At 69.4% G+C, this 20,588-nt stretch carries 21 protein-coding genes and 1 pseudogene; 12 read left to right on the top strand and 10 right to left on the bottom strand.

Going from position 1 to position 20,588, the window contains the following annotated elements:
- Nucleotides 1–2: 2 nt before the first annotated feature.
- A complete protein-coding gene (locus tag FPZ41_RS25000) occupies nt 3–398 on the top strand; it encodes a DUF5958 family protein (RefSeq protein ID WP_152865958.1) in 396 nt (131 codons plus the stop codon).
- Nucleotides 399–538: 140 nt separating this feature from the next.
- Here FPZ41_RS25000 and FPZ41_RS24995 read toward each other — a convergent pair.
- The 3 genes and pseudogenes from FPZ41_RS24995 to FPZ41_RS24985 form a co-directional block, all read right to left on the bottom strand.
- Nucleotides 539–752 (bottom strand): annotated as a pseudogene (locus FPZ41_RS24995) (tyrosine-type recombinase/integrase); the annotation flags it as partial.
- A 66-nt stretch (nt 753–818) separates the two neighbouring features.
- On the bottom strand, nt 819–1,091 hold the full coding sequence (locus FPZ41_RS48590) for a DUF397 domain-containing protein (protein WP_152865957.1): 273 nt from the start codon (nt 1,089–1,091) through the stop codon (nt 819–821).
- Nucleotides 1,092–1,102: 11 nt separating this feature from the next.
- The gene (locus FPZ41_RS24985; protein WP_322620690.1) at nt 1,103–1,954 is read right to left on the bottom strand and encodes a helix-turn-helix domain-containing protein; all 852 of its coding nucleotides are present in this window, start codon (nt 1,952–1,954) and stop codon (nt 1,103–1,105) included.
- 228 nt (nt 1,955–2,182) lie between these two features.
- On the opposite strand from FPZ41_RS24985, the gene FPZ41_RS24980 reads away from it, so the two are divergent.
- The gene (locus FPZ41_RS24980; RefSeq protein WP_152865956.1) at nt 2,183–2,629 is read left to right on the top strand and encodes an ATP-binding protein; all 447 of its coding nucleotides are present in this window, start codon (nt 2,183–2,185) and stop codon (nt 2,627–2,629) included.
- 103 nt (nt 2,630–2,732) lie between these two features.
- Here FPZ41_RS24980 and FPZ41_RS24975 read toward each other — a convergent pair whose 3' ends face one another.
- The 5 genes from FPZ41_RS24975 to FPZ41_RS24955 form a co-directional block, all read right to left on the bottom strand.
- Entirely contained in the window at nt 2,733–3,503 is a 771-nt protein-coding gene (locus FPZ41_RS24975) for a succinate dehydrogenase iron-sulfur subunit (RefSeq protein ID WP_152865955.1), read from the bottom strand.
- Nucleotides 3,503–5,257 (bottom strand): succinate dehydrogenase flavoprotein subunit, encoded by a 1,755-nt coding sequence (gene sdhA / locus FPZ41_RS24970; protein WP_152865954.1) that lies wholly within the window; start codon nt 5,255–5,257, stop codon nt 3,503–3,505. Before sdhA ends, FPZ41_RS24975 begins: the two co-directional genes overlap by 1 nt.
- A 23-nt stretch (nt 5,258–5,280) precedes the next feature.
- On the bottom strand, nt 5,281–5,772 hold the full coding sequence (locus tag FPZ41_RS24965; RefSeq protein ID WP_152865953.1) for a succinate dehydrogenase hydrophobic membrane anchor subunit: 492 nt from the start codon (nt 5,770–5,772) through the stop codon (nt 5,281–5,283).
- Between the two features lie 5 nt (nt 5,773–5,777).
- Entirely contained in the window at nt 5,778–6,158 is a 381-nt protein-coding gene (sdhC, locus tag FPZ41_RS24960; RefSeq protein ID WP_322620689.1) for a succinate dehydrogenase, cytochrome b556 subunit, read from the bottom strand.
- A 264-nt stretch (nt 6,159–6,422) separates the two neighbouring features.
- Nucleotides 6,423–7,076 (bottom strand): 2-oxo-4-hydroxy-4-carboxy-5-ureidoimidazoline decarboxylase, encoded by a 654-nt coding sequence (locus FPZ41_RS24955; RefSeq protein WP_152865952.1) that lies wholly within the window; start codon nt 7,074–7,076, stop codon nt 6,423–6,425.
- Nucleotides 7,077–7,282: 206 nt separating this feature from the next.
- On the opposite strand from FPZ41_RS24955, the gene FPZ41_RS24950 reads away from it, so the two are divergent.
- From FPZ41_RS24950 to FPZ41_RS24930, 5 genes are all read left to right on the top strand, one after another.
- Nucleotides 7,283–8,884, top strand: a complete 1,602-nt coding sequence (locus tag FPZ41_RS24950; protein WP_152865951.1) for a beta-N-acetylhexosaminidase — start codon at nt 7,283–7,285, stop codon at nt 8,882–8,884.
- 151 nt (nt 8,885–9,035) lie between these two features.
- The gene (locus FPZ41_RS24945; protein WP_152865950.1) at nt 9,036–9,806 is read left to right on the top strand and encodes a DUF4328 domain-containing protein; all 771 of its coding nucleotides are present in this window, start codon (nt 9,036–9,038) and stop codon (nt 9,804–9,806) included.
- Between the two features lie 102 nt (nt 9,807–9,908).
- Nucleotides 9,909–10,427, top strand: coding sequence for a hypothetical protein (locus FPZ41_RS24940; protein ID WP_152865962.1), 519 nt, complete (start codon nt 9,909–9,911; stop codon nt 10,425–10,427).
- A 95-nt stretch (nt 10,428–10,522) separates the two neighbouring features.
- Entirely contained in the window at nt 10,523–11,125 is a 603-nt protein-coding gene (locus tag FPZ41_RS24935) for a hypothetical protein (RefSeq protein WP_152865949.1), read from the top strand.
- Between the two features lie 148 nt (nt 11,126–11,273).
- Nucleotides 11,274–11,747, top strand: a complete 474-nt coding sequence (locus FPZ41_RS24930) for a hypothetical protein (RefSeq protein WP_322620688.1) — start codon at nt 11,274–11,276, stop codon at nt 11,745–11,747.
- A gap of 18 nt (nt 11,748–11,765) precedes the next feature.
- On the opposite strand, the gene FPZ41_RS24925 is transcribed toward FPZ41_RS24930, so the two are convergent.
- Nucleotides 11,766–13,169: an FG-GAP-like repeat-containing protein gene (locus FPZ41_RS24925; protein WP_228022959.1), complete on the bottom strand. Its 1,404-nt coding sequence runs from the start codon at nt 13,167–13,169 to the stop codon at nt 11,766–11,768.
- Nucleotides 13,170–13,515: 346 nt separating this feature from the next.
- Here FPZ41_RS24925 and FPZ41_RS24920 point away from each other — a divergent pair, with 346 nt between their 5' ends.
- From FPZ41_RS24920 to FPZ41_RS24905, 4 genes are all read left to right on the top strand, one after another.
- Nucleotides 13,516–14,133 carry an RNA polymerase sigma factor gene (locus tag FPZ41_RS24920; RefSeq protein WP_165935010.1) on the top strand — a complete coding sequence of 206 codons (618 nt, stop codon included), beginning with the start codon at nt 13,516–13,518 and terminating at the stop codon, nt 14,131–14,133.
- The gene (locus FPZ41_RS24915; RefSeq protein WP_152865947.1) at nt 14,130–15,044 is read left to right on the top strand and encodes a hypothetical protein; all 915 of its coding nucleotides are present in this window, start codon (nt 14,130–14,132) and stop codon (nt 15,042–15,044) included. Before FPZ41_RS24920 ends, FPZ41_RS24915 begins: the two co-directional genes overlap by 4 nt.
- Nucleotides 15,045–15,594: 550 nt before the next feature.
- Complete coding sequence (locus FPZ41_RS24910; protein ID WP_322620687.1) at nt 15,595–16,257, top strand: RNA polymerase sigma factor; 663 nt, start codon at nt 15,595–15,597, stop codon at nt 16,255–16,257.
- Nucleotides 16,257–17,291: a hypothetical protein gene (locus FPZ41_RS24905; RefSeq protein WP_152865946.1), complete on the top strand. Its 1,035-nt coding sequence runs from the start codon at nt 16,257–16,259 to the stop codon at nt 17,289–17,291. Before FPZ41_RS24910 ends, FPZ41_RS24905 begins: the two co-directional genes overlap by 1 nt.
- Nucleotides 17,292–17,587: 296 nt before the next feature.
- On the opposite strand, the gene FPZ41_RS24900 is transcribed toward FPZ41_RS24905, so the two are convergent.
- The gene (locus FPZ41_RS24900) at nt 17,588–18,547 is read right to left on the bottom strand and encodes a L,D-transpeptidase family protein (protein ID WP_152865945.1); all 960 of its coding nucleotides are present in this window, start codon (nt 18,545–18,547) and stop codon (nt 17,588–17,590) included.
- 254 nt (nt 18,548–18,801) lie between these two features.
- Between FPZ41_RS24900 and FPZ41_RS24895 the strand changes: the two genes are divergently transcribed.
- Nucleotides 18,802–20,382, top strand: coding sequence for an acyl-CoA mutase large subunit family protein (locus FPZ41_RS24895; RefSeq protein ID WP_152865944.1), 1,581 nt, complete (start codon nt 18,802–18,804; stop codon nt 20,380–20,382).
- Nucleotides 20,383–20,588: the final 206 nt, after the last annotated feature.

Here is a 20,588-nt window from a genome sequence, read left to right as displayed (position 1 = left end):
ACGTGACCGAATTGCGGGCCTCAGAACGGATGATCAACGAGGTGGCCCAGGAGTTGCACAGTCTGGAGGAAGGCGTGGAGTGGTTCTCCGCGTTCGCTCCAGAGGAGCAGAAGTCAGTTCTGCATGAGATCGCCCTCTATCTGATGCAGGCGCATGTCACTGTGGAAGATGGGCGTAAGGGCCTCGAGAAATCAGGGGTGAAGGCGACCATGACCCCCGCGGTCCTCATTGTTCGGGAGCCGATCCTCGAACAAATAGGGAAGATTGAAAGATTGCCGCAGCAGGAATATTTGAAGGCGTTCCGTGTCCTCATGTCAACGTTCGCGGTGGCTGATGCGCGACGCAGAGAAATGGAGTGCCGAGGAGCTTGTAGTCACGCCTGGCATAACTTGTCGTAGGAGCCGACGTCCTCGGCGCACCGAAGAACAAATTGTCGAGGATTTCCGAGTTCACTCGGACGTAAATTGGGAGCCTCCGCCGAATCGGTTATCGGGCGGAGGCTCCCGTGCGGTTGACGGCAACGCTGACGGCAACGTCTGCGGACGAGCGTTGCGGCAGGTGGATTGTGGCTCCTCAGTGCCACCCAGAGCGCTATTCAGGGTGTCGATGGCTTGGCGTTGGAGGCGGAGTCGCACGCGGGCGTAGACGCCGGCGGTGACGCCGATGTGGGCGTGGCCGAGGAGCTCCTTGATCACGACGAGGTCGACGCCTTGTTCCAGGAGCAGGGTCGTGGTCGAGTGGCGGAGGTCGTGCTGCGGGTCGTGCGGCCGTCGAGCGGTACTCCTACTGCTGTGACAATTCTTTCGGACTTGCCGGTGCTAGGGGGCGGCGAGATTCGTTCGACTGTGTGGACGTTTTGGTGGGACTGACATCGCGCTGGCTTTTGGGGTGCTTCCGGTGTCGCGGGCAGTGCGTATTCCTCGGCGAGCCGCGTGCAGCAGGGAGTCGAGGCCGGGCACTTGCAAGGCGAGGGTGACCGTTGGTTCGTCGGATTCGCGGAGGTGGATCGTTCCGTCGGAGGCGGTGGCCAGTTCAAGGCAGTTGCTGGCCTCGCTGCTGAACGAGGACTTCTGCCAGTTGAGTTCGGGCATCGGGTGGCCTTTCACAGGTCAGTGATCAGGGTGTGGATGAGGTTGCGTGAGGCGGGGGCGTCCAACGACAGGTCTTCCATACGGCCCATGATCGTCCGGTACTTGACCAACTGCGCCTCCGCGTACAGGAATTCGGAGCCGTGTTCAGTGTCCAGCTGCACGGTGTCCAGCTGCCGGACCGGGCCCTGGGCGATGACCACGGTCTGGCCCGCGCCAGGGAAAATCCCCGCTGCGAACGGCAGGACGAGGACCGTCACGTGCTCACGGTCGCTCATCTCCGCGATGTGCGCCAACTGTTTGCGCATGACTTCCGGGCCACCGAACTGCATGCGCAGGGCGGCCTCATGGATGATCGCGGTGTACGGCGTCGGGGCGTCGGCGTAGAGGATGCCCTGGCGTTTGATGCGGTGGGAGAGGCGGTGCTCGACCATGGGTGGAGAGAGCGCCGGGACGTTCTGCTGAAAGACCAGGCGGGCGTAGTCCGCGGTTTGGAGCAGGCCGGGCAGGTGTGTGAACTGCACGGTGCGGAGCGCGGTCGCGTGCTCCTCCATCTCCGACAGGTCAAGCAGAACCGGCGGCAGGAGATCGCGGTAGTCATCCCACCAGTTGCGGGAGCGGACCGTGGTCATGGTCGCCAGGGCGTCGAGGTAGGGCTTGTCGTCGCAGTCGTATCCGAAGGCGAAAGCTCGAACACGGTCGGCGCTGACGCCGAATCTCCCGGACTCGATGTTGCTGATCCTGGCCGGATCAACCCCCAACTTCTGACCGGCCGCGCGGGTGGTCAGGCCCGCACGCTCGCGCAGTTTGCGCAGTTCGGCGCCTAGTCGCTGCTGCCTCGCGGTTGCTGTGGGCCTTGGTGGCACAGTCGCTCCTATCCAGGAAGTTTCCGTGTTCGGTAGCAGTATTGTAGTTGCGTGCTCTACGGTGAGTATTGCATCAACTACCCAACGTGGTGACCGGGTTCCCGGAAGCGCACCGCCCTGCCCGAGTCCAGCACACGGCAGTGGCGGCGGAGCCACCGCCTGTGTCACCTGTCACCCCACTGAATGGTCCACGGATCCAGCCCCCTTCCTCGAAGAGGAGTTACGGCCATGACCGAAATCACCCAGACAAAGTTCGCAACTCACTCCCCACTCGACACCGACTGGGCGTACAGCCTTCGTATCCCTCACTCACCCTTCGGACCCGGCATCGTCCGCGCCCATGTCCGGACCGTGCTCACCCGGTACCGGACCGAACCCACCGTCCTCGACAACGCCCAGCTCGTCGCCTCCGAGCTCGTCACCAACTCCCTGGCTTGTACGAGGGATCCCGTCGCCGTACGGCTTGTACGGGCCGACGGGCGGCTGCGGCTCAGTGTGTGGGACAGCAGCTCCTGTCCTCCACGCGAGAGCCCGCAGCCGGGGCTCGACGAGGAGAGCGGGCGCGGGCTCTGGCTGACGCAGGCGTGTGCCGATGAGTGGGGGCACTTTCTCGTAGTCAACGGGCGTCGTGACGGCGGAGGGAAGGAGGTGTGGGCCGAGTGGCGGGCTCCCTAGGCGGCACGGCCGGAGAGATACGTATGGGCCCCGCCCCGGCACGTGACAGTTCACAACCGGGAGACGGGGCCCATTGCACCGTGGAGCCAGGCGGCTCAGCGGATCAGAAGCGGCGCGTGATCAGCGCGCGCTTCACCTCCTGGATGGCCTTCGTGACCTCGATACCGCGCGGGCAGGCGTCCGTGCAGTTGAAGGTCGTGCGGCAACGCCACACGCCGTCCTTGTCGTTGAGGATCTCCAGGCGCTGCTCGCCCGCCTCGTCACGCGAGTCGAAGATGAAGCGGTGCGCGTTGACGATGGCGGCCGGGCCGAAGTACTGGCCGTCGTTCCAGAAGACCGGGCACGAGGAGGTGCAGGCCGCGCACAGGATGCACTTCGTCGTGTCGTCGAAGCGTTCCCGGTCCTCCGACGACTGGAGGCGCTCCCGCGTCGGCTCGTTCGTGTCCTTCGTGATCAGGAAGGGCATCACGTCCCGGTACGCCTGGAAGAACGGGTCCATGTCCACGATCAGGTCCTTGAGGACCGTGAGGCCCTTGATGGGCTCGATCGTGATCGGCTTCTCGGGGTTGATGTCCTTGATCAGCGTCTTGCAGGCGAGACGGTTCCTGCCGTTGATCCGCATCGCGTCCGAGCCGCAGATGCCGTGGGCGCAGGAACGGCGGAAGGTCAGGGTGCCGTCGACGTCCCACTTGATCTTGTGGAGGCCGTCGAGGACGCGCTCCTTGGGGTCGATCTCCAGCTCGAAGTCCTCCCAGAACGCCTCGGCGGCGACCTCCGGGTCGAACCGGCGCACGCGGAACGTGACCGTGATGTACGGGGAGGCCGCAGACGCCGAATCGGGGGTCTCGGCCTTGTCCAGAACAGGGGTAGCCATCAGTACTTACGCTCCATCGGCTGGTAGCGGGTCTGGACGACCGGCTTGTAGTCGAGACGGATGGACTCGGCGCCGTCGTCGCCCACCTCGCGGTACGCCATGGTGTGGCGCATGAAGTTGACGTCGTCGCGGTTCGGGTAGTCCTCGCGGTAGTGACCGCCGCGGGACTCCTTGCGGGCCAGCGCCGACACGGCCATGACCTCGGCCAGGTCCAGGAGGTTGCCGAGCTCGATGGCCTCCAGCAGGTCCGTGTTGAACCGCTTGCCCTTGTCCTGGATCGAGACGTTCTTGTAGCGCTCGCGGAGTTCCGTGATCTTCTCCACGGCCGTCTTGATCGTCTGCTCGGTGCGGAACACCATGACGTTCGCGTCCATGGTCTCCTGCAGCTCGCGGCGCAGGTCCGCCACGCGCTCGCTGCCCGTGGACGTACGCATCCGCTCGATCTGCTCGACGACCAGGGACTCCGGGTTCTCCGGCAGCTCGACGAAGTCGGCCTTCTGGGAGTACTCGGCGGCGGCGATGCCCGCGCGGCGCCCGAAGACGTTGATGTCCAGGAGGCTGTTCGTGCCCAGGCGGTTCGCGCCGTGCACCGACACGCACGCGACCTCGCCGGCCGCGTACAGGCCCGGGACGACCGTGGTGTTGTCGATCAGGACCTCACCCTCGACGTTCGTCGGGATGCCGCCCATCGCGTAGTGCGCGGTGGGCTGGATCGGGATCGGGTCCGTGTAGGGCTCGATGCCGAGGTAGGTGCGCGCGAACTCCGTGATGTCCGGGAGCTTGGCGTCCAGCTGCTCCGGCGGGAGGTGGGTGAGGTCGAGGAAGACGTGGTCGCCCTCGGGGCCGCAGCCCCTGCCCTCGCGGATCTCCGTGTAGATGGAGCGCGAGACCACGTCGCGGGACGCGAGGTCCTTCATCACCGGCGCGTACTTCTCCATGAAGCGCTCGCCGTCCTTGTTGCGGAGGATGCCGCCCTCACCACGGGCGCCCTCCGTCAGCAGGATGCCCATGCGCCAGATGCCGGTCGGGTGGAACTGGAAGAACTCCATGTCCTCCAGCGGCAGCCCGCGACGGTATACGGCCGCCTGACCGTCACCGGTCAGCGTGTGCGCGTTCGACGTCACCTTGAAGAACTTGCCGCAGCCGCCGGACGCGTAGATCACGGCCTTCGCCTGGAAGACGTGGATTTCGCCGGTGGCCAGCTCGTAGGCCACCACGCCGGCGGACTTCTTGACGCCGTCCACCTCGGTGATCAGCTGGTCCAGGACGTAGAACTCGTTGAAGAACTCCACGCCCTCCTTCACGCAGTTCTGGTACAGCGTCTGGAGGATCATGTGGCCGGTGCGGTCGGCCGCGTAGCAGGAGCGGCGGACCGGGGCCTCGCCGTGGTTGCGGCTGTGACCGCCGAAGCGGCGCTGGTCGATGGTGCCGTTCGGGGTGCGGTTGAACGGCAGGCCCATCTTCTCCAGGTCGAGGACCGAGTCGATGGCCTCCTTCGCCAGGATCTCGGCGGCGTCCTGGTCGACCAGGTAGTCACCGCCCTTGACCGTGTCGAAGGTGTGCCACTCCCAGTTGTCCTCCTCCACGTTCGCCAGCGCGGCGGCCATGCCGCCCTGCGCGGCGCCCGTGTGGGAGCGGGTCGGGTAGAGCTTCGTGAGCACGGCGGTGCGGCTGCGCTTCGTCGACTCGATGGCGGCGCGCATACCGGCGCCACCGGCGCCCACGATGACGGTGTCGTACTTGTGGATCTTCATGAGTGGATACCTCAGCCCCGTGCCTAGCGGATGTTCGGGTCGAAGGTGAAGATCACCAGCGTGCCCAGCAGGATGGTGAACGCCGTGGCGGTGTACAGCAGGCCCTTCAGCCACAGGCGCGTGTTCGGGCGCTCCGCGTAGTCGTTGATGACCGTGCGCAGGCCGTTCGCGCCGTGCAGCATCGCCAGCCACAGCATCAGCAGGTCCCAGGTCTGCCAGAACGGCGAGGCCCAGCGGCCCGCGACGAACGCGAAGCCGATCTTGGAGACGCCGCCGTCGAGGACGAGCTGGATCAGCAGGTGGCCGATGACCAGGACGACCAGGACGATGCCGGACAGGCGCATGAACAGCCAGCCGTACATCTCGAAGTTGCCGCGGGTCGACTTCGGGGTCTTCGTGGTGCGCTTGCGGGGCGGCTCGATGACGGGAGCCGGGTTCTCGGGGCTGTAGCCCGACAGCTCGCCCGTGCCCTCTACCGGGCCGATTCCGGATTCGGTGGTCTCAGTGGTGGACATGCGCCTCAGCTCCCGAAGACTTCACGAACGGCGTGGCCGAGGACGGGGTAGAGCGCCCCGATCATCAGCACGAGCCAGACGCCGACGACGGTCCAGAGCATCTGCTTCTGGTAGCGCGGGCCCTGGGCCCAGAAGTCGACGGCGATGACGCGCAGGCCGTTGAGCGCATGGAAGAGAATGGCGGCGACGAGGCCGTATTCCAGCAGCGCGACGAGAGGCGTCTTGTACGTGGCCACGACGGTGTCGTAGGCCTCGGGGGAGACACGCACGAGAGCGGTGTCCAGCACGTGTACGAACAGGAAGAAGAAGATGAGGACGCCGGTGACTCGATGAGCCACCCAGGACCACATTCCTTCCCGGCCGCGGTACAGCGTTCCAGCCGGCACGGAAGAACCCTCCGGGAGCGGGGACTGGGGCCTGCCGGCTTCTGTGTCGGTCGGGCCCGGCCGGGTACGGTCCACCGGCCCCCAGCATCGTAGCGACGTGTGCCTGTGGCGCTTACTCGGGGGCCGTGGGTGTGATCAAACAGGCATGCGTACGGGGTAGTGGTGGGCGGCTTCCGGGGTGGGGGCTTGTCTTGTTTGCCGGGTGCGGGTTGTTTTTGGCTTGTCGCGCAGTTCCCCGCGCCCCTAAAAGGCGCTTCGCGCCCCCTAAGGCACCGGCTGGGATGAAAAGTCCCCTACGATCCTTCTCAGCCTTCCCCTCGCCAGGCGGCGGAGCTCCTCCGCTGTCAGGAGGCGTTCTTCCTCCGGATCGTTTGTCAATCGTGACCGGATGCCGGTGAGGACCCGATCGAGGGCCTCCGCGGCGGGGATGTCGTCCAGGCAGATCACGAAGACGTGCCCGAAGCGGCTCTCGTACGCGGCGTGTGCGGCGCTCAGTGCGGTGTGGGCGGCGGAGTACGCGCCGGCCGGGAGCGGGGTGAGCGACTCGGCGGCCAGGGCCTCGGCGATGTCGGCGGGCGTCAGGTCGTACGACGCCTCGTCGGCCGCGGCGAGGAGCGCCTCCAGGTCCGGGTAGGGCCTGTGCTCGGCGACGCGGTGGGCCCAGCGAAGACTTCGGCAGCAGGTGAGGAGGGCCTGCTCGGCGTCGGTGGCGGGCGCGGTGTTGAACCCCTCCAGGGCCATGGGGCCGGGGGCGGTGCGGGACTGCTCCGGGAAGGCGACCTGGCCGGGGAGGTGCGGAATACGGTGCGAAGGCAGCGTGGGTCCTCGGCGGTGTGTGGCGAGGTCTTGTGGACCTCGCGTACGGGTCGGCTGGGGGTGGGGTGTGGGATGTGCCGTCACGTTATCGAGGGCGGTCAACGACTGTCTGAACGATGCCCGAAATTCACCCGGAGGGAAGAGTTTCGGAAACCGTGGTGGACAGTCGGGCTGGATGGACGTCGTAGGTTCGACGGTGGAGGTACGTGAGTGGAGGTACGTGAAATGGGGCGAATGCGGATAGAAAGAGCAGCCGGAGGTGCGTCGTGAACCGTGGTCGGCGCCGGGCACCCCGTAGAAGGACGCCCATGGCGCCCAAGTGGTTGCTTCCCTTCGTGGGGGTTGCTCTGGCGGGGGGTGCCGTCGTGTTCGGTGTGACCGTCTGGCCGGGCGGTGGCACGGGGGAGACGACCGCTTCCCAGCCGACGGGGGTGGGTGCGGGGAGCAGCGACTGCCCCTCCCCGTCCGCGTCGTCCTCGCGCTCGTACCCGATGTCACAGAAGCCCAGGACGATCCCGGCGGTGCGTGAGCACACGCCCGCCCGCGGTCCCGGCTGGCGACCCTCCGACGGCGCCCGGCTCGTGATCGGCGACAAGAAGCTGGCCGACGAGGGCAAGCTCACCGCCCGTGAGCTGGGTCTCACGTACGCCGGAGAGGCCGAGCCCTGCGACGGGGACGTACAGCTGGCGCTGACCGGCAAGAACCAGCCGAACTCCGAGGCGTACACGCTGACCGTGCGGAACGGGCGCGTACGGATCTCCGCGGCCACCGACACGGGCGTCTTCTACGGCACGCGCACCCTCAAACAGGAGGTGCGCGACGGCGGTACGGCGTCCGAGGGCGTCGTACGGGACGAGCCGGCCAAGCCCCAGCGCGGGTTCATGCTGGACATCGCGCGCAAGCACTTCACGGCGGGCTGGATCGAGGACCGCATCCGTGAGCTCGGCGACCTGAAGTACAACCAGCTCGGGCTGCACTTCTCCGACGACCAGGGCTTCCGCATCGAGTCCGACACGCACCCCCAGGTGGTGTCGAAGCAGCACCTCACCAAGGCACAGGTGCGGCGCATCGTGGACCTCGCGGCGAGCCGCCACATCAAGGTCGTCCCCGAGATCGACTCGCCGGGCCACCTGGGCGCGGTGATCGCCGCCTACCCGGACCTGCAGCTGCGCAACGCGAGCGGCGTGGCCGCCTCCGGCGCGGTGGACATCTCCAAGCCCAAGGCGGCGAAAATCGTCGACGATCTGCTGAACGAGTACGCGGACCTGTTCCCCGGGCCGTACTGGCACCTCGGCGCCGACGAGTACCGGGCGCTGATGGTCTCGGACCCCGAGACCTCGTATCCGCAGCTGGCGGCCGCGGCACGGGCCCGCTACGGGGCGGGGGCGACCGTGGCCGACCTGGCGACCGGCTGGATGGACGACCGGGCCGCCACGATTCGCAAGCACGACCGGACGATGCGGGCCTGGAACGACGGGTTCTTCCGCGACACCAAGGTGCAGCCGTCGCGTGACATCCAGGTCGCGTACTGGACCGGCAAGGAGATCGGGGCCCGGCAGCCGGACGAATACCTGAGCGCCGGACGCCGGGTGGTCAACTACAACGACGAGTTCCTGTACTACGTCCTCGGCGAACCCAACGATTTCGTCTATCCGACCGGGGAGCGGATCTACGAGCAGTGGACGCCGCTCGTGCTGCGCGGCACGACTCCGGTGGCCGAGCAGTACGACGACCAGATCCTGGGCGGGTCCTTCGCGGTCTGGTGCGACCTGTCGAACTCCCAGACCGAGGCACAGGTGGCACAGGGCGTAAGGATGCCGCTGCGGGCGCTGAGCCAGAAGCTGTGGGATCCGGGGAAGCCCGCCCTGTCCTGGGCGGAGTTCCAGAAGCTGGCGGACCGGGTCAGCTGAGGAGCTGACGCGTGGCGCGCCGGGCGTTCGTACGGGTTGAAACCGGTGGACGTGCGCGGCCGGTGCGCCGTATGTTCCGCGTGCCGCGCGTGAGGTTCTGGGGAGGGCCCCGTGCGGTTCTGTCCGATCCGACACGGGGGGCCACTCCACCATGCTCTGCACGCGGTGCCGACACTTCGACGCCACACCTGACGGGGTCATCTGCGCACAGTGCGCCGCGGCCGGCGCCGCGCCCGTGGCCCCGCCGCACGGGCGGGGCGCCTGGCTGAGCTCGCCCGTCGGTCTCGGCCGGGCCGTCGCCGTGCTGCTCGGCGCGGTCGTCGCCGCCGATCTGTTCGCGATCTGGGCGGACCTCGTGTCCTACGACGTGGCCGGCGACATCGCCGACGGCGACACCAGTGCGGCCGTCCCGCGCAGGGCCGAATCCGCGGACTCGCTGTTCGTGGCGGCCGGGTCCGTGCAGACGGCCGCTCTGCTCTGCACCGCCGTCGTCTTCCTCGTCTGGTTCCACCGGGTGCGGGTGAACGCCGAGGTGTTCCACCCGTTCGGGCACCGCAAGAAGCGCGGCTGGGCGGTGGGCGGCTGGTTCGTGCCGATCGTGAACCTGTGGTTCCCGCGCCGGATCGCGCTCGACATCTGGGACGCGAGCAGCTCCTGGAACGCGCCCCGCTCGCATGCGCTCGTGAACGCCTGGTGGGCGGCCTGGGTGATCAGTCAGGTCGCCGGGCGGCTCGCCTCCACCGCGTACCGCAGGGCCGAGACGGCGCCGGAGATCGAGCGGGCCGTGGGGCAGATCCTGTTCGCGGACGTAGTCGACGTCGTCGCCGCCGTCCTCGCGATCCTCTTCGTGCTCACGCTGACCCGCATGCAGGACACCAAGGCGCGCAGCGGGCCGGGCGCGCCCGTGCCCGTCTCCGGCTGACCGCGGGCGCGCCGGGGCGGATTGCCCGATTCCGGGGGCGAACTGCCGTACGGCTGTGGTGGAGTCGGCGCGAGTCGTGCCGAGATGACGGGGGGAGCCGGGATGGGCTACTGGGGCTACTACGTCGTGGGCAGAAGCGAGCGGCCGCTCGCGGAGCTCGACGCGCTGGCGGAGGCCGAGGGCATGTCGCTGCTCTCGACGGGGGACGACGGCTGGCAGGTCTGGGAGTACACGAACCAGGACGGCTCCGGTGACGTCGGGAGCATGCAGGCGCTCGCCCGCGAGACCGGGGCGCCCGCGCTCTTCGGCTATGTCATGAACAGCGACTGCGTGGCGGTCGAGGCCGCCGCTCCCGAGAGCGGCGGCTGGACCACGTGTCTGGCCCGCGGGGCCATGGCCGGGTACCTGGGCGGCGCCGAGGACGGGCTCACCGTCGAGGACTACTTCCTGGAGCCGCACGACGCCGCCGAGCGGGCCGTCGCCTGGGCCGCGGAGGCCGGGCACACCGCGAGTGCCGAGCGGCTCGCCGACCTGCTGGCCATGGAGCCCGACCCGTCCGCTCCGGTGGCCGAAAACCTGCTTTTCCAGTTACTGGACCGGCTCGGGGTCGTACCCCTGTGACACTCCCGGGCCGTCGCACGCAGTAAGGGGAAGTGCGGGCTCCATCAAGCGCAGGCGCCCAGTCGAGCGAGTTTGAGCGAGTTCGAGGAGGCGTGATGAGCCTGGTGGAACTGATCGCACAGGCCGACGAACGCGGGCTGGCCGCCAGCGGACTGGCTTGTTTGGATCGCTGCGTTCCACTGCTCGGAGGCGACGACGAGGTGCTGCGCCCGCTGTGGGCGAGCCTCGCGGGCGCGGACGCCTGGGGTGACTGGGAAGAGCGGGTCACCAAGGTGCGCGGGGAGTTGGACGTGGGGGACGCCTGGGGCGAGGGCGGTGGTCCCGGCAGTGGTTCCGTCGAGGACGAGGCCGCTCTGCTCGCCCGGCGGATGCTGGCCGCCGTGCCCGGTGAGCGGTCCGCGAGGGCGTTTCGGGAGTGGGCCGACGGCTGTTCGGTGGCCGCCCTGCGGATACACCGGCTGCTCGACCCCATGGACAAGGACTCGGCGGAGGGCGGTTCGTCGGTGACGGCCCGCCGTGAGGGGCGTACGGAGGGCATGTCCCCGCTCGTCGCCGCAGAACTGCGCCGTCAGGTCACGGTGTTGGAACTGCTCGCCGGGCACGGGGCGAACGGGGTGCGGCAGGCACTCGACGTGTCGACGGAGGGGCGGCGGGTGTTGCGGGCGGTCGTGTCACGGCGGGCGCGGGGCAGGGTCTGATACGTGACGGGGTGTTGTCCGCGAGGCAAACCCCTTGTGGCGCAAGGAACTTGTGACCTTCCTGCGGTCGCTGTGGCGGTCCTGCGCCGGTGTCGCGCATACGCCGGTTTCGTGTGACGCATCGCGCGCGGAGGGCGCTCTTCCGAGTGTGAACGACGCACAGCAGACGGCATGGACGGCGACGACGACGGGGACGGCGACGGCCACGACAGCCACGACAGCGACGACAGGGACGCAGCACGGGACACGGCACCATTCCGCGGGCAAGCCCGTTCGGTGGGCGGCTGACGTGGTGGGGATGATGCGCGAAGGGGCGCGGGTGCGTCTCGACTACTCGCCGCGGAGTCTGTGGCGGGTGGACCGGATGATCGAGGAGATACGGCGGGAGGGTACGCCGTGGGCTGCTGCCGAGCGGGTGCTGCGGGGGTTCGGTGCGTATGCGGGTGAGGTGATCGTCCGCGAGAGTGGTGGGGAGTGGGTGTCGGGGGGCGGGGACCTGTGGGTGCGGACGCCGGACGGTCGGTTGTGGGATCCGATCGATGAGGCGCGGCGGTGTTATGCGGGTGAGGGGTCGCTGCGGTTGCTCTGTCTGGACGCGTTGGGTGGGTTCGCCCCCGCCTGAACCAGTGACCGGGGCGCGTTACGGCGTCAGTACCTGGCCCAGCCTGCCTCCCGTCGACGTCCCCAACTGCGTCAGCCCGTAGTACGCCGACTTGGTCGTCGTGACCGTGCCGTTCGGGACCGGGACCCACAGGAGGGTGCCGTTGCCGTTGTCCTCGCCCTCGGTGCCGATGGTGAGGTCGGCGTAACCGTCGCCCGTGAGGTCGGTCAGTGAGACGGCGGAGCCGAACTTGTCGTCGGTCTCGGTGGCGCCGGGGACGTTCGGGGAGTCCTGGGAGAGGGACAGCGAGCCTGTGCCCGTCAGGCCGGTGGACGTGCCCTTGAGGAGCCAGACCGCGCCCGCGTTGGAGCGGTTCTTCCCGTCGCGGGTGATGTCCTCGTTCGGGGCGCCGGTCAGGACGTCCGCGTAGCCGTCGGCGTTGAAGTCCCCCACCGAGACGGAGGTGCCGAAGGCGTCGCCGGCTTCGGCGGCGCCCGCCACGCCGCTCGTGTCCTGGTGGATCGTCTTCATGCCGGTGGTGGTGAAGCCGGTGGACGAGCCCAGGACCATCGTGACCTGGCCGCCCGCCTTGGCCCCGGACTCGGAGGTGTACGGCTGGCCGATGACGATGTCGTCGTAGCCGTCGCCGTTCATGTCGCCCGCGTCGATGGAGCGGCCGCCCTTGACGGTGAGGGTGGAGACCTTCGTCAGGCCCAGCGACTTGGAGCCCTTGAACCAGACGACCTTGCCGACGCCGGACGCGTCACGGTAGTTGAGCGCCACGTCCGCGTAGCCGTCCCGGTTGAAGTCACCGGTCGTGGCGTCGGCGTAGGCCAGGGAGCCGGTCACCGTCGTGAGGTCGCCCGCCACCTCGTGGCCGTCGTCGAAGCGGGCGGCCCAGTTGCCGCCGGTGCCGGTGGCCGCGGTGAAGACGTCGTCCCTGCCGTCGGAGTTGAAGTCGCCCACGGCCACGGTCGAGCCGAACTTCGCGCTGTTGGGGTTGTAGTCGTCGCCGAGCGCCATGGTGTCCGCGTCCGTGTCGAACTTCGGGCCGTACAGGATCGTCACCGCACCCCGGTCCTTGTGCCCGGTGGTGTCGTCCTCGCCGGGCGCGCCGATCGCGAGGTCCGCGTAGCCGTCGCCGTTGATGTCGCCCCACGTGGTGGCCGCGCCCCACTGGTCGCCGGACTCCGCGGCACCCGGGACACCCGGGCTCGCCTGGTTGAGGCGGAGCTTCGACGCGGAGACGGGGGCGCTGACGCCGCCCGGCACAAGGGTGATCCAGCCGCTGCCGGTCTCCGGGGTGGCGGCCACGAGGTCGCTGACGCCGTCTCCCGTGTAGTCGGCGGTCGGCCCGCCGCCCGGACTGGCGACGGCGTACGTCACTACGCCCGACCCGCCCATCACGACGGCCCCCAGCGTCAGCCACGCTCTCCGCCTCATGCCGAGCGGCTTGTACGCGTGAGTCCTACGACGACTCAAAATCCCCACCCACATCCCCGACCCCTGGAAAAGCGACACAACAAACCGCCCGGCATACGGGCAGCCCTCCATTGAGCACACAGGGAGGGCTTCACATCATCATCGAGAACACCAGATGTGCGCTACATCACCGGAAGATGACCTCCAGGTGACCGGTTCGTGCGACGCCTGGGGCCGCCGGGGAACTGTGACATTTCTGTGAGGCCCGACGCTGATGACCTTGGAGGGCGTGGATCCGGCCGGAAGTGACCACGTCCGGCCGGACCGGAGGACGCGGAACTCGATCTCGGTGCAAACGAGGACAGTAGTGGGCCAGCAAGGGGAACCCCGTCGTGTACAGGCGTACGACGGGGAGCTGGGGGCTGCCGTCGCGCGGGCCCAGGAGGGGGACGAGGCCGCCTTCGCCGTGGCGTACCGGATCGTCCAGCCGGGCCTGCTCGGCTATCTGAGGGGTCTGGTCGGCAACGACGCGGAGGACGTCGCGTCCGACGCGTGGCTGGAGATCGCGCGGGACCTCGGGCGGTTCAAGGGGGACGGCGCGGGCTTCCGTGGGTGGACCGCGACCATCGCCCGGCACCGGGCCCTGGACCATCTGCGCCGGCAGAAGGTACGGCCCCGGGCGACCGCGCTGGAGAACGACGTCCTCGATCTGCCCGGCACCCACAGCACCTACGAGCAGGCCCTGGAGTCCCTCGCCACCCAGCACGCCCTGGAACTGGTGGCCCGGCTGCCTCGCGACCAGGCGGAAGCCGTGCTGCTGCGGGTGGTGGTCGGCCTGGACGGGCCCGCCGCCGCCCGCGTTCTCGGCAAGCGCCCGGGCGCGGTTCGTACCGCCGCTCACCGTGGACTCAAACGCCTCGCACGGCTGCTCGGCGGGGAGGGTGTGACGGATGAGGGCCCCCAGACGCTGGGGGAGTCGAGATGAACGGCGACGACAGGCTGCCGTCGGGTGGAGGTGACGTGGGCATGGGCGGACAACAGGGCGACAGCACGCCATCCGGCCGCCACTTCGCGCGTCCCGGGGCGGACGACCCGCGGGACTTCCCCACGGGCGGGCTCCCCACGGGCGCCTCGTCCGCCGCTGTGGATGTGCTCCTCGCCGCCGTGCGGGCCGGTCACGTGGACAGTGAGCGCGAGGCGCAGGCCGTCGCGGCGTTCCGGGCGGCACGCGCGCAGGGGGCCCACACGGCCCATACCCGGCGGCGCGACGACTGGCGTCCCCACGTCGAGAGGCGGGCCGGGCGTTCGCTGCGGGCCACGCTCGCGGCGCTGCTGGCCAGCGTGACCCTCGGTGGAGTCGCCGTGGCCGCGATCGGCGTCTCGTCGGACAGCGACCGCGACGGCGAGGGGAACGGGCGCGGCGGCCCGTCGAGCAGCGCCCCCGAGTTGCCCTCGGCCACGCCCTCGGAATCGGCCGGCGCGGTGGCGCCCGCTCCGGGGGCTTCTTCGCCGGGCGGCCCCTCGGACCACCCCCCGCAGGCCAAGGACACCGAGGCCCACTGCCGTGCGTACGAGAAGGTCATGAGGCGCGGCAAGGCCATGGAGGCCACCGCCTGGCGGCACCTGATCGACGCGGCGGGCGGCAAGGCGAACGTGCGCGCGTACTGCGCCGAGCAGCTGAGCGAGAGCGACAGCGGCAACAACGGGCAAGGGCAGGGACAGGGGCAGGGGCAGAGCCAGGGCAACAGCGCGGACCCGTCCGCGGCGTCCAGCGCCGGGGGTGGCACGGACGGCACCGGAGGCACTGGCGGCACCGGCGGTACCGGAGGCGCGGGCGACCCCGCCGCCTCCACGCGCGCCGCGACCCCCGAGACGGGGAAGTCCAAGAAGGACTAGCGCCCGCGCCGGAGACATCCCGAAAGTCGGAATAGACCGGATAGCCCGGATAACGCGGAAAGTTCGGGCAGTTCAGCAAGTTCAGCAAGTTCAGACAGTCCGGAGCGCTCAGGAAGCCCGGGAAGTCCAGATGGTTCAGGTGGCCCAGGAAGTCCGGAAAGAAGTAAGGCCGGCGTGCTCGCAAGACCCCCGTACCTGCAAGACACCCGGCCAACTCCGCCGACGGCAACGGCCGGGGCCGCCACCCCCCACAGGAGAGGCCCCGGCCGTCGCACGGCACGGGCCGCGCGGCGACCCGTACTCTCTACAGCGCCGTGGGCTCGTTTTCTGTCACACCTCAGGGCATCACGAGTTAGTTGCAGGCTCTACGGACATGGACGGGGAGCGGTTTCAGGCCGTAACGTGCGTTTCGCGCCGGAGCGCGGAGGGCGGACGACCACCGCAACCACCTACGGCCTGTAAACCGCAACCATCAATTGAGGAACCACGACGGCGAGAACCGGATCCGCGAGAGCGGCGCCGGTTTGGGCGCAAAAAGGGGCGCGCGTAGGTGCTGGGGGACGACGCGGAGCTGACCGCCGCCGTGCTTGCGGCACAGGACGGGGACGAGACCGCGTTCCGGACTGTGTACCGCGCGGTGCACCCAAGGTTGCTCGGATACGTTCGGACACTGGTCGGCGACCCGGACGCGGAGGACGTCACCTCCGAGGCGTGGTTGCAGATAGCCAGGGACCTGGAGCGGTTCAGCGGGGACGCGGACCGGTTCCGGGGCTGGGCCGCCCGTATCGCCCGCAACCGCGCGCTCGATCTCATACGCATGCGCGGCCGGCGCCCGGCGATCGGCGGTGACGAGACCGAGCTGACCGGAAAGGCCGGCGAGTCGGACACGGCGGGCGAGGCCATCGAGGCGCTCGCCACCGACCGCACGCTCTCACTGATAGCCCAGCTCCCGCAGGACCAGGCGGAGGCGGTCGTCCTGCGCGTCGTCGTGGGCCTCGACGCCAAGACGGCAGCCGAGACCCTGGGCAAGCGGCCCGGCGCCGTACGCACCGCCGCCCACCGTGGACTGAAGCGGCTCGCGGAGCTGCTCGGCGCGGACCCGGAATCAACCGGTTCGCTCGACGCCGTACCCCCACAGAGAGAACCGCGGACACACGCGGTGACGTCCGCCGGTGTGACGCATATCCGGTCGCGGACGCAGAAGGACATGTGATGGCCGACGAGCAGTACAAGTGGCTGGACCGCGACGCCGCAGAAAGCCTGCTGCGTGGTGAGCCGCTCGAAGCCGTCGACGCCGACACCCGCGCAGCCGTTGGCCGGCTCACCGGGGCCCTGGACGCACTGACCGCCGACCTTCCCGCCGCGGACGCCGAACTCCCGGGCGAGGAAGCGGCGTTGGCCGCCTTCCGTAAAGTGCGTGCCGAGCGGGACGGCGAGGACACGACACTCTCCAGCCGTAGCCGTACGGATGCCACGGAGGGGTCCGCCGACGCCGGTCTGGTGCGGTTCGGGCGGCCTGAGCCGGATGAGCGGCGGCCCCGCTGGGGCCGTCCCGTGCGGTTCGCGATGGCCGCGGCGCTGGCCGCCGGGATGCTCGGCGGGGTCGCCGTCGCGGCCGGGACCGGTGTCCTGCCGACTCCGTTCCGTGACGACCGGCCGGAGCCCGCCTCGACGGTGTCGGCCCCGGCGCCGCCGGACCGGCCGTTCGTGTCGCCGTCGCCCGAGTCCACCGCGAACGGGTCGTCCGGTGAACCGTCGCCCGGCGACGGCACGGGCCGAGCGAACCCTGGGGGCGCCCGGAACGATTCGGCCCAGGGTGGTGACCGCTCCCAGCAGCCGGGCTCCAAGAATTCCAAGAATTCCGGGAAGGACTGGCAGGGCACCGGCCGCGGGTGGTACGGCGGGGCTCTCTCGGCCTGCCGCGACGTCCGGGACGGCAAGAAACTGGGCTTCGGCCGCATGCGCAACCTGGAGGACGCGGCGGGCGGCAAGAGCAAGGTGAACAAGTACTGCGCGGCCATCCTGGGCAGCCAGGGCGGCCGCACCGGCACGGGCTCCTCGGGCAAGGCCGGCACCACCGGTAACGGCGGCACGGGCTCCGGCCAGGGCAACAACGGCCAGGGCAACAACGGTCGAGGCAATGACGACCAAGGCAACAACGGTCAGGGCAACAACGGTCAGGGGAACAACGGCCAGGGCAACGGCGCCGGAGGCAAGGGCGGTAACGGCCAAGGGGACGACGACTAGCTCCGGCACCGTGCCCAGCGGCGACGGCCATCACGGCAACGGCCACCACGGCAACGGCGGCCTCGTCGGTGTCTCTCCACTGACCCCGTCCTGACCTGCGATTTTGTGGCGCGGCAGATATTTTTCCCAGCCTGGTGTGACGTTTTCGGCCGCCGGAGCGCAGTACTCAGTGAGCCGACTGGTCATCGGCCGTCGCACAGAGCCGGGGTTCCCCCCGTACCCCAAGCTCAGTGCACATCGGCGCGGGCGGGACACGTTCCCCCGGTCCCGCCCGCGCCCGCACTTCCTCCCGAGGGTCACCAGTACACGACGACCTTGTCCCCGGTCCGCACCTGCGCGAACAGCTCCGCGATCTTCGCCTCGTCGCGCACGTTGACGCAGCCGTGGGATGCCCCGTAGTAGCCGCGGGCCGCGAAGTCCGAGGAGTAGTGGACCGCCTGGCCGCCGCTGAAGAACATCGCGTACGGCATGGCTGTGTCGTAGAGGGTCGACCAGTGGTGGCGGGACTTGAAGGAGACGCTGAACACCCCTTCGCGGGTCGGCGTGTACTCCGAGCCGAACCGCACCTCGACCGTCGACAGCGTCCGCCCGTCGATCATCCAGCGCAGGGTCCGGCTGGTCTTGCTGATGCACAGCACCCGGCCCGTCATGCACCGCGGACCGGGCTGAGCGGCCGGCTGCCCGCCGAACGCGTACAGCTCCCACTTGGTCGGCTCCCGCGTCATGCCCAGCAGCCGCGCCCAGGTCACGCTGTCGGTCGCACCCGTCCGTGGCAGCCCGCGCTTGCCCTGGAAGCCCTTCACGGCCTGGACGGTCAGGTCGTCGTACACGCCGGTGGGCCCGTCGAAGAGCCAGGCGACCTGCCGCAGCCGGGCCTGTATCTCACGTATGCCAAGGCCCTTGTCGCCCCGGTGCCAGAGGACCTGCGGCGGGGGAGCGGAGGGAAGCGGGGGAGACGAGGGGGTCGAGCGGGTCGAGGTGGTCGGCGGTTTCCCGCCGTTCCCGTTCCCGTTCCCGCTTCCGATCCCGCTCCCGTCCCCGTTGTCGCTCTTCTCGCTCCCCCCGCCCTTCTGGTCCGTATCGGCCCTGCCGCTGTTCTCGCCACTCCCCGTGGCTCCGTCCGGCGTGGCCGTGATGTCGATGCGTATCGGCTGGCGCCGGCCGTTCTCCACGTCCACCGACTGGGCCGTGCATCCGCCGACCGCGACGAGCGCCACCAGCACGGCCACCGATCTCCGCATGCCCCTGATCCGCATACCGGCCCCCCAGCCGCCTCACCGTGCCCCGGGATCCCGCTCGATGTCCGGTCGTGCCCACTGAGATGTACCCCTGAGATGTTCCCCGTTCGCGACCGGTCGCGAACCCGCGACATTGTGGGGAACGAGCAGGGGGCGGACCCTTGTGAGCAAGGTCCCAGCGTGGGCCCCTCCACCGGGAGCACGGCCACCGCTACAGTCCGTCAGCGAGGGTCGTCGTACCAGCGGGTAACCAAGCAATGCGGAGGCACACCATGGCGCGCGAGTCGGAGTCCGGACTGCCCATCGAGCCCGTGTACGGTCCGGACGCCCTGGAAGGCTGGGATCCGGCGGACAAGCTGGGGGAGCCGGGGGCGTACCCCTTCACGCGCGGCGTCTACCCGTCGATGTACACCGGACGGCCGTGGACGATGCGTCAGTACGCCGGGTTCGGGACGGCGGTCGAGTCCAACGCCCGCTACAAGCAGCTCATCGCCAACGGCACCATGGGTCTGTCGGTCGCCTTCGACCTGCCCACCCAGATGGGCCACGACTCCGACGCGCCGATCGCGCACGGCGAGGTCGGCAAGGTGGGTGTGGCGATCGACTCGGTCGACGACATGCGGGTGCTGTTCGGCGGGATCCCGCTGGACAAGGTGTCGACGTCGATGACGATCAACGCCCCTGCGGCTCTTCTCCTGCTGCTGTACCAACTGGTGGCCGAGGAGCAGGGCGTCAGCGCGGACAAGCTGACCGGCACGATCCAGAACGACGTGCTGAAGGAGTACATCGCGCGCGGGACGTACATCTTCCCGCCCAAGCCCTCGCTCCGTCTGATCGCCGACATCTTCAAGTACTGCAAGGCCGAGATCCCGAAGTGGAACACGATCTCGATCTCCGGCTACCACATGGCGGAGGCGGGCGCGACTCCCGCGCAGGAGATCGCGTTCACGCTGGCCGACGGCATCGAGTACGTGCGTACGGCGGTGGCGGCGGGCATGGACGTCGACGACTTCGCGCCCCGGCTCTCCTTCTTCTTCGTGGCCCGCACGACGATCCTCGAAGAGGTGGCCAAGTTCCGGGCGGCCCGGCGGATCTGGGCGCGGGTGATGCGGGAGGAGTTCGGCGCGAAGAACCCCAAGTCGCTGATGCTGCGCTTCCACACCCAGACGGCCGGCGTGCAGCTGACCGCCCAGCAGCCGGAGGTGAACCTGGTCCGGGTCGCCGTCCAGGGCCTGGCGGCGGTCCTCGGCGGCACCCAGTCGCTGCACACGAACTCCTTCGACGAGGCCATCGCCCTCCCCACGGACAAGAGTGCGCGGCTGGCGCTCCGTACCCAGCAGGTCCTCGCCTACGAGACGGACGTGACCGCGACCGTCGACCCCTTCGCGGGCTCCTACGTCATCGAGAAGATGACCGACGATGTCGAGGCCGCGGCCGTGGAGCTGATGACGAAGGTCGAGGACCTCGGCGGCGCGGTCGACGCGATCGAGCGGGGCTTCCAGAAGAACGAGATCGAGCGCAGCGCCTACCGGATCGCCCAGGAGACGGACTCGGGCGAGCGCGTGGTCGTGGGCGTCAACCGCTTCCAGCTCGACGAGGAGGAGCCGTACGAGCCGCTGCGCGTCGATCCGGCCATCGAGGCCCAGCAGGCCGAACGGCTGGCCAAGCTCCGTGCCGAGCGTGACCAGCCGGCCGTCGACGCGGCCCTCGCCGACCTGAAGAAGGCCGCCGAGGGCACGGACAACGTCCTCTACCCGATGAAGGAGGCCCTGCGGGCACGGGCGACCGTGGGCGAGGCGTGCAACGCCCTGCGCGAGGTGTGGGGGACCTACGTGCCGAGCGATGTGTTCTGAGCCGGGGGCCGGGCGGTCGCCTCGCGTGGGCGACCGCGGCGGTCCCCCGGCGTGACGGTCAGGCCTTGCTCGGGTGCCCGTTCGCCCGGGCCCGGCGTATGGCCCGGGTGACGACCGGCGGGAGGAGGTCCACGGCGAGCCGGCGGGCGCGGCTGCGCCGGGGGCGGGGACGCGGGGCCGCCGCCTCGCGGCGAGGAGCCGGAGCG

Origin of the sequence: Streptomyces acidicola (genome assembly GCF_009377235.1) — a bacterium.
Classification (GTDB): Bacteria; Actinomycetota; Actinomycetes; order Streptomycetales; family Streptomycetaceae; genus Streptomyces; species Streptomyces acidicola.
Note: the sequence above shows the minus strand (reverse complement) of the source record. Positions and strands in the feature narration are given on the sequence as shown.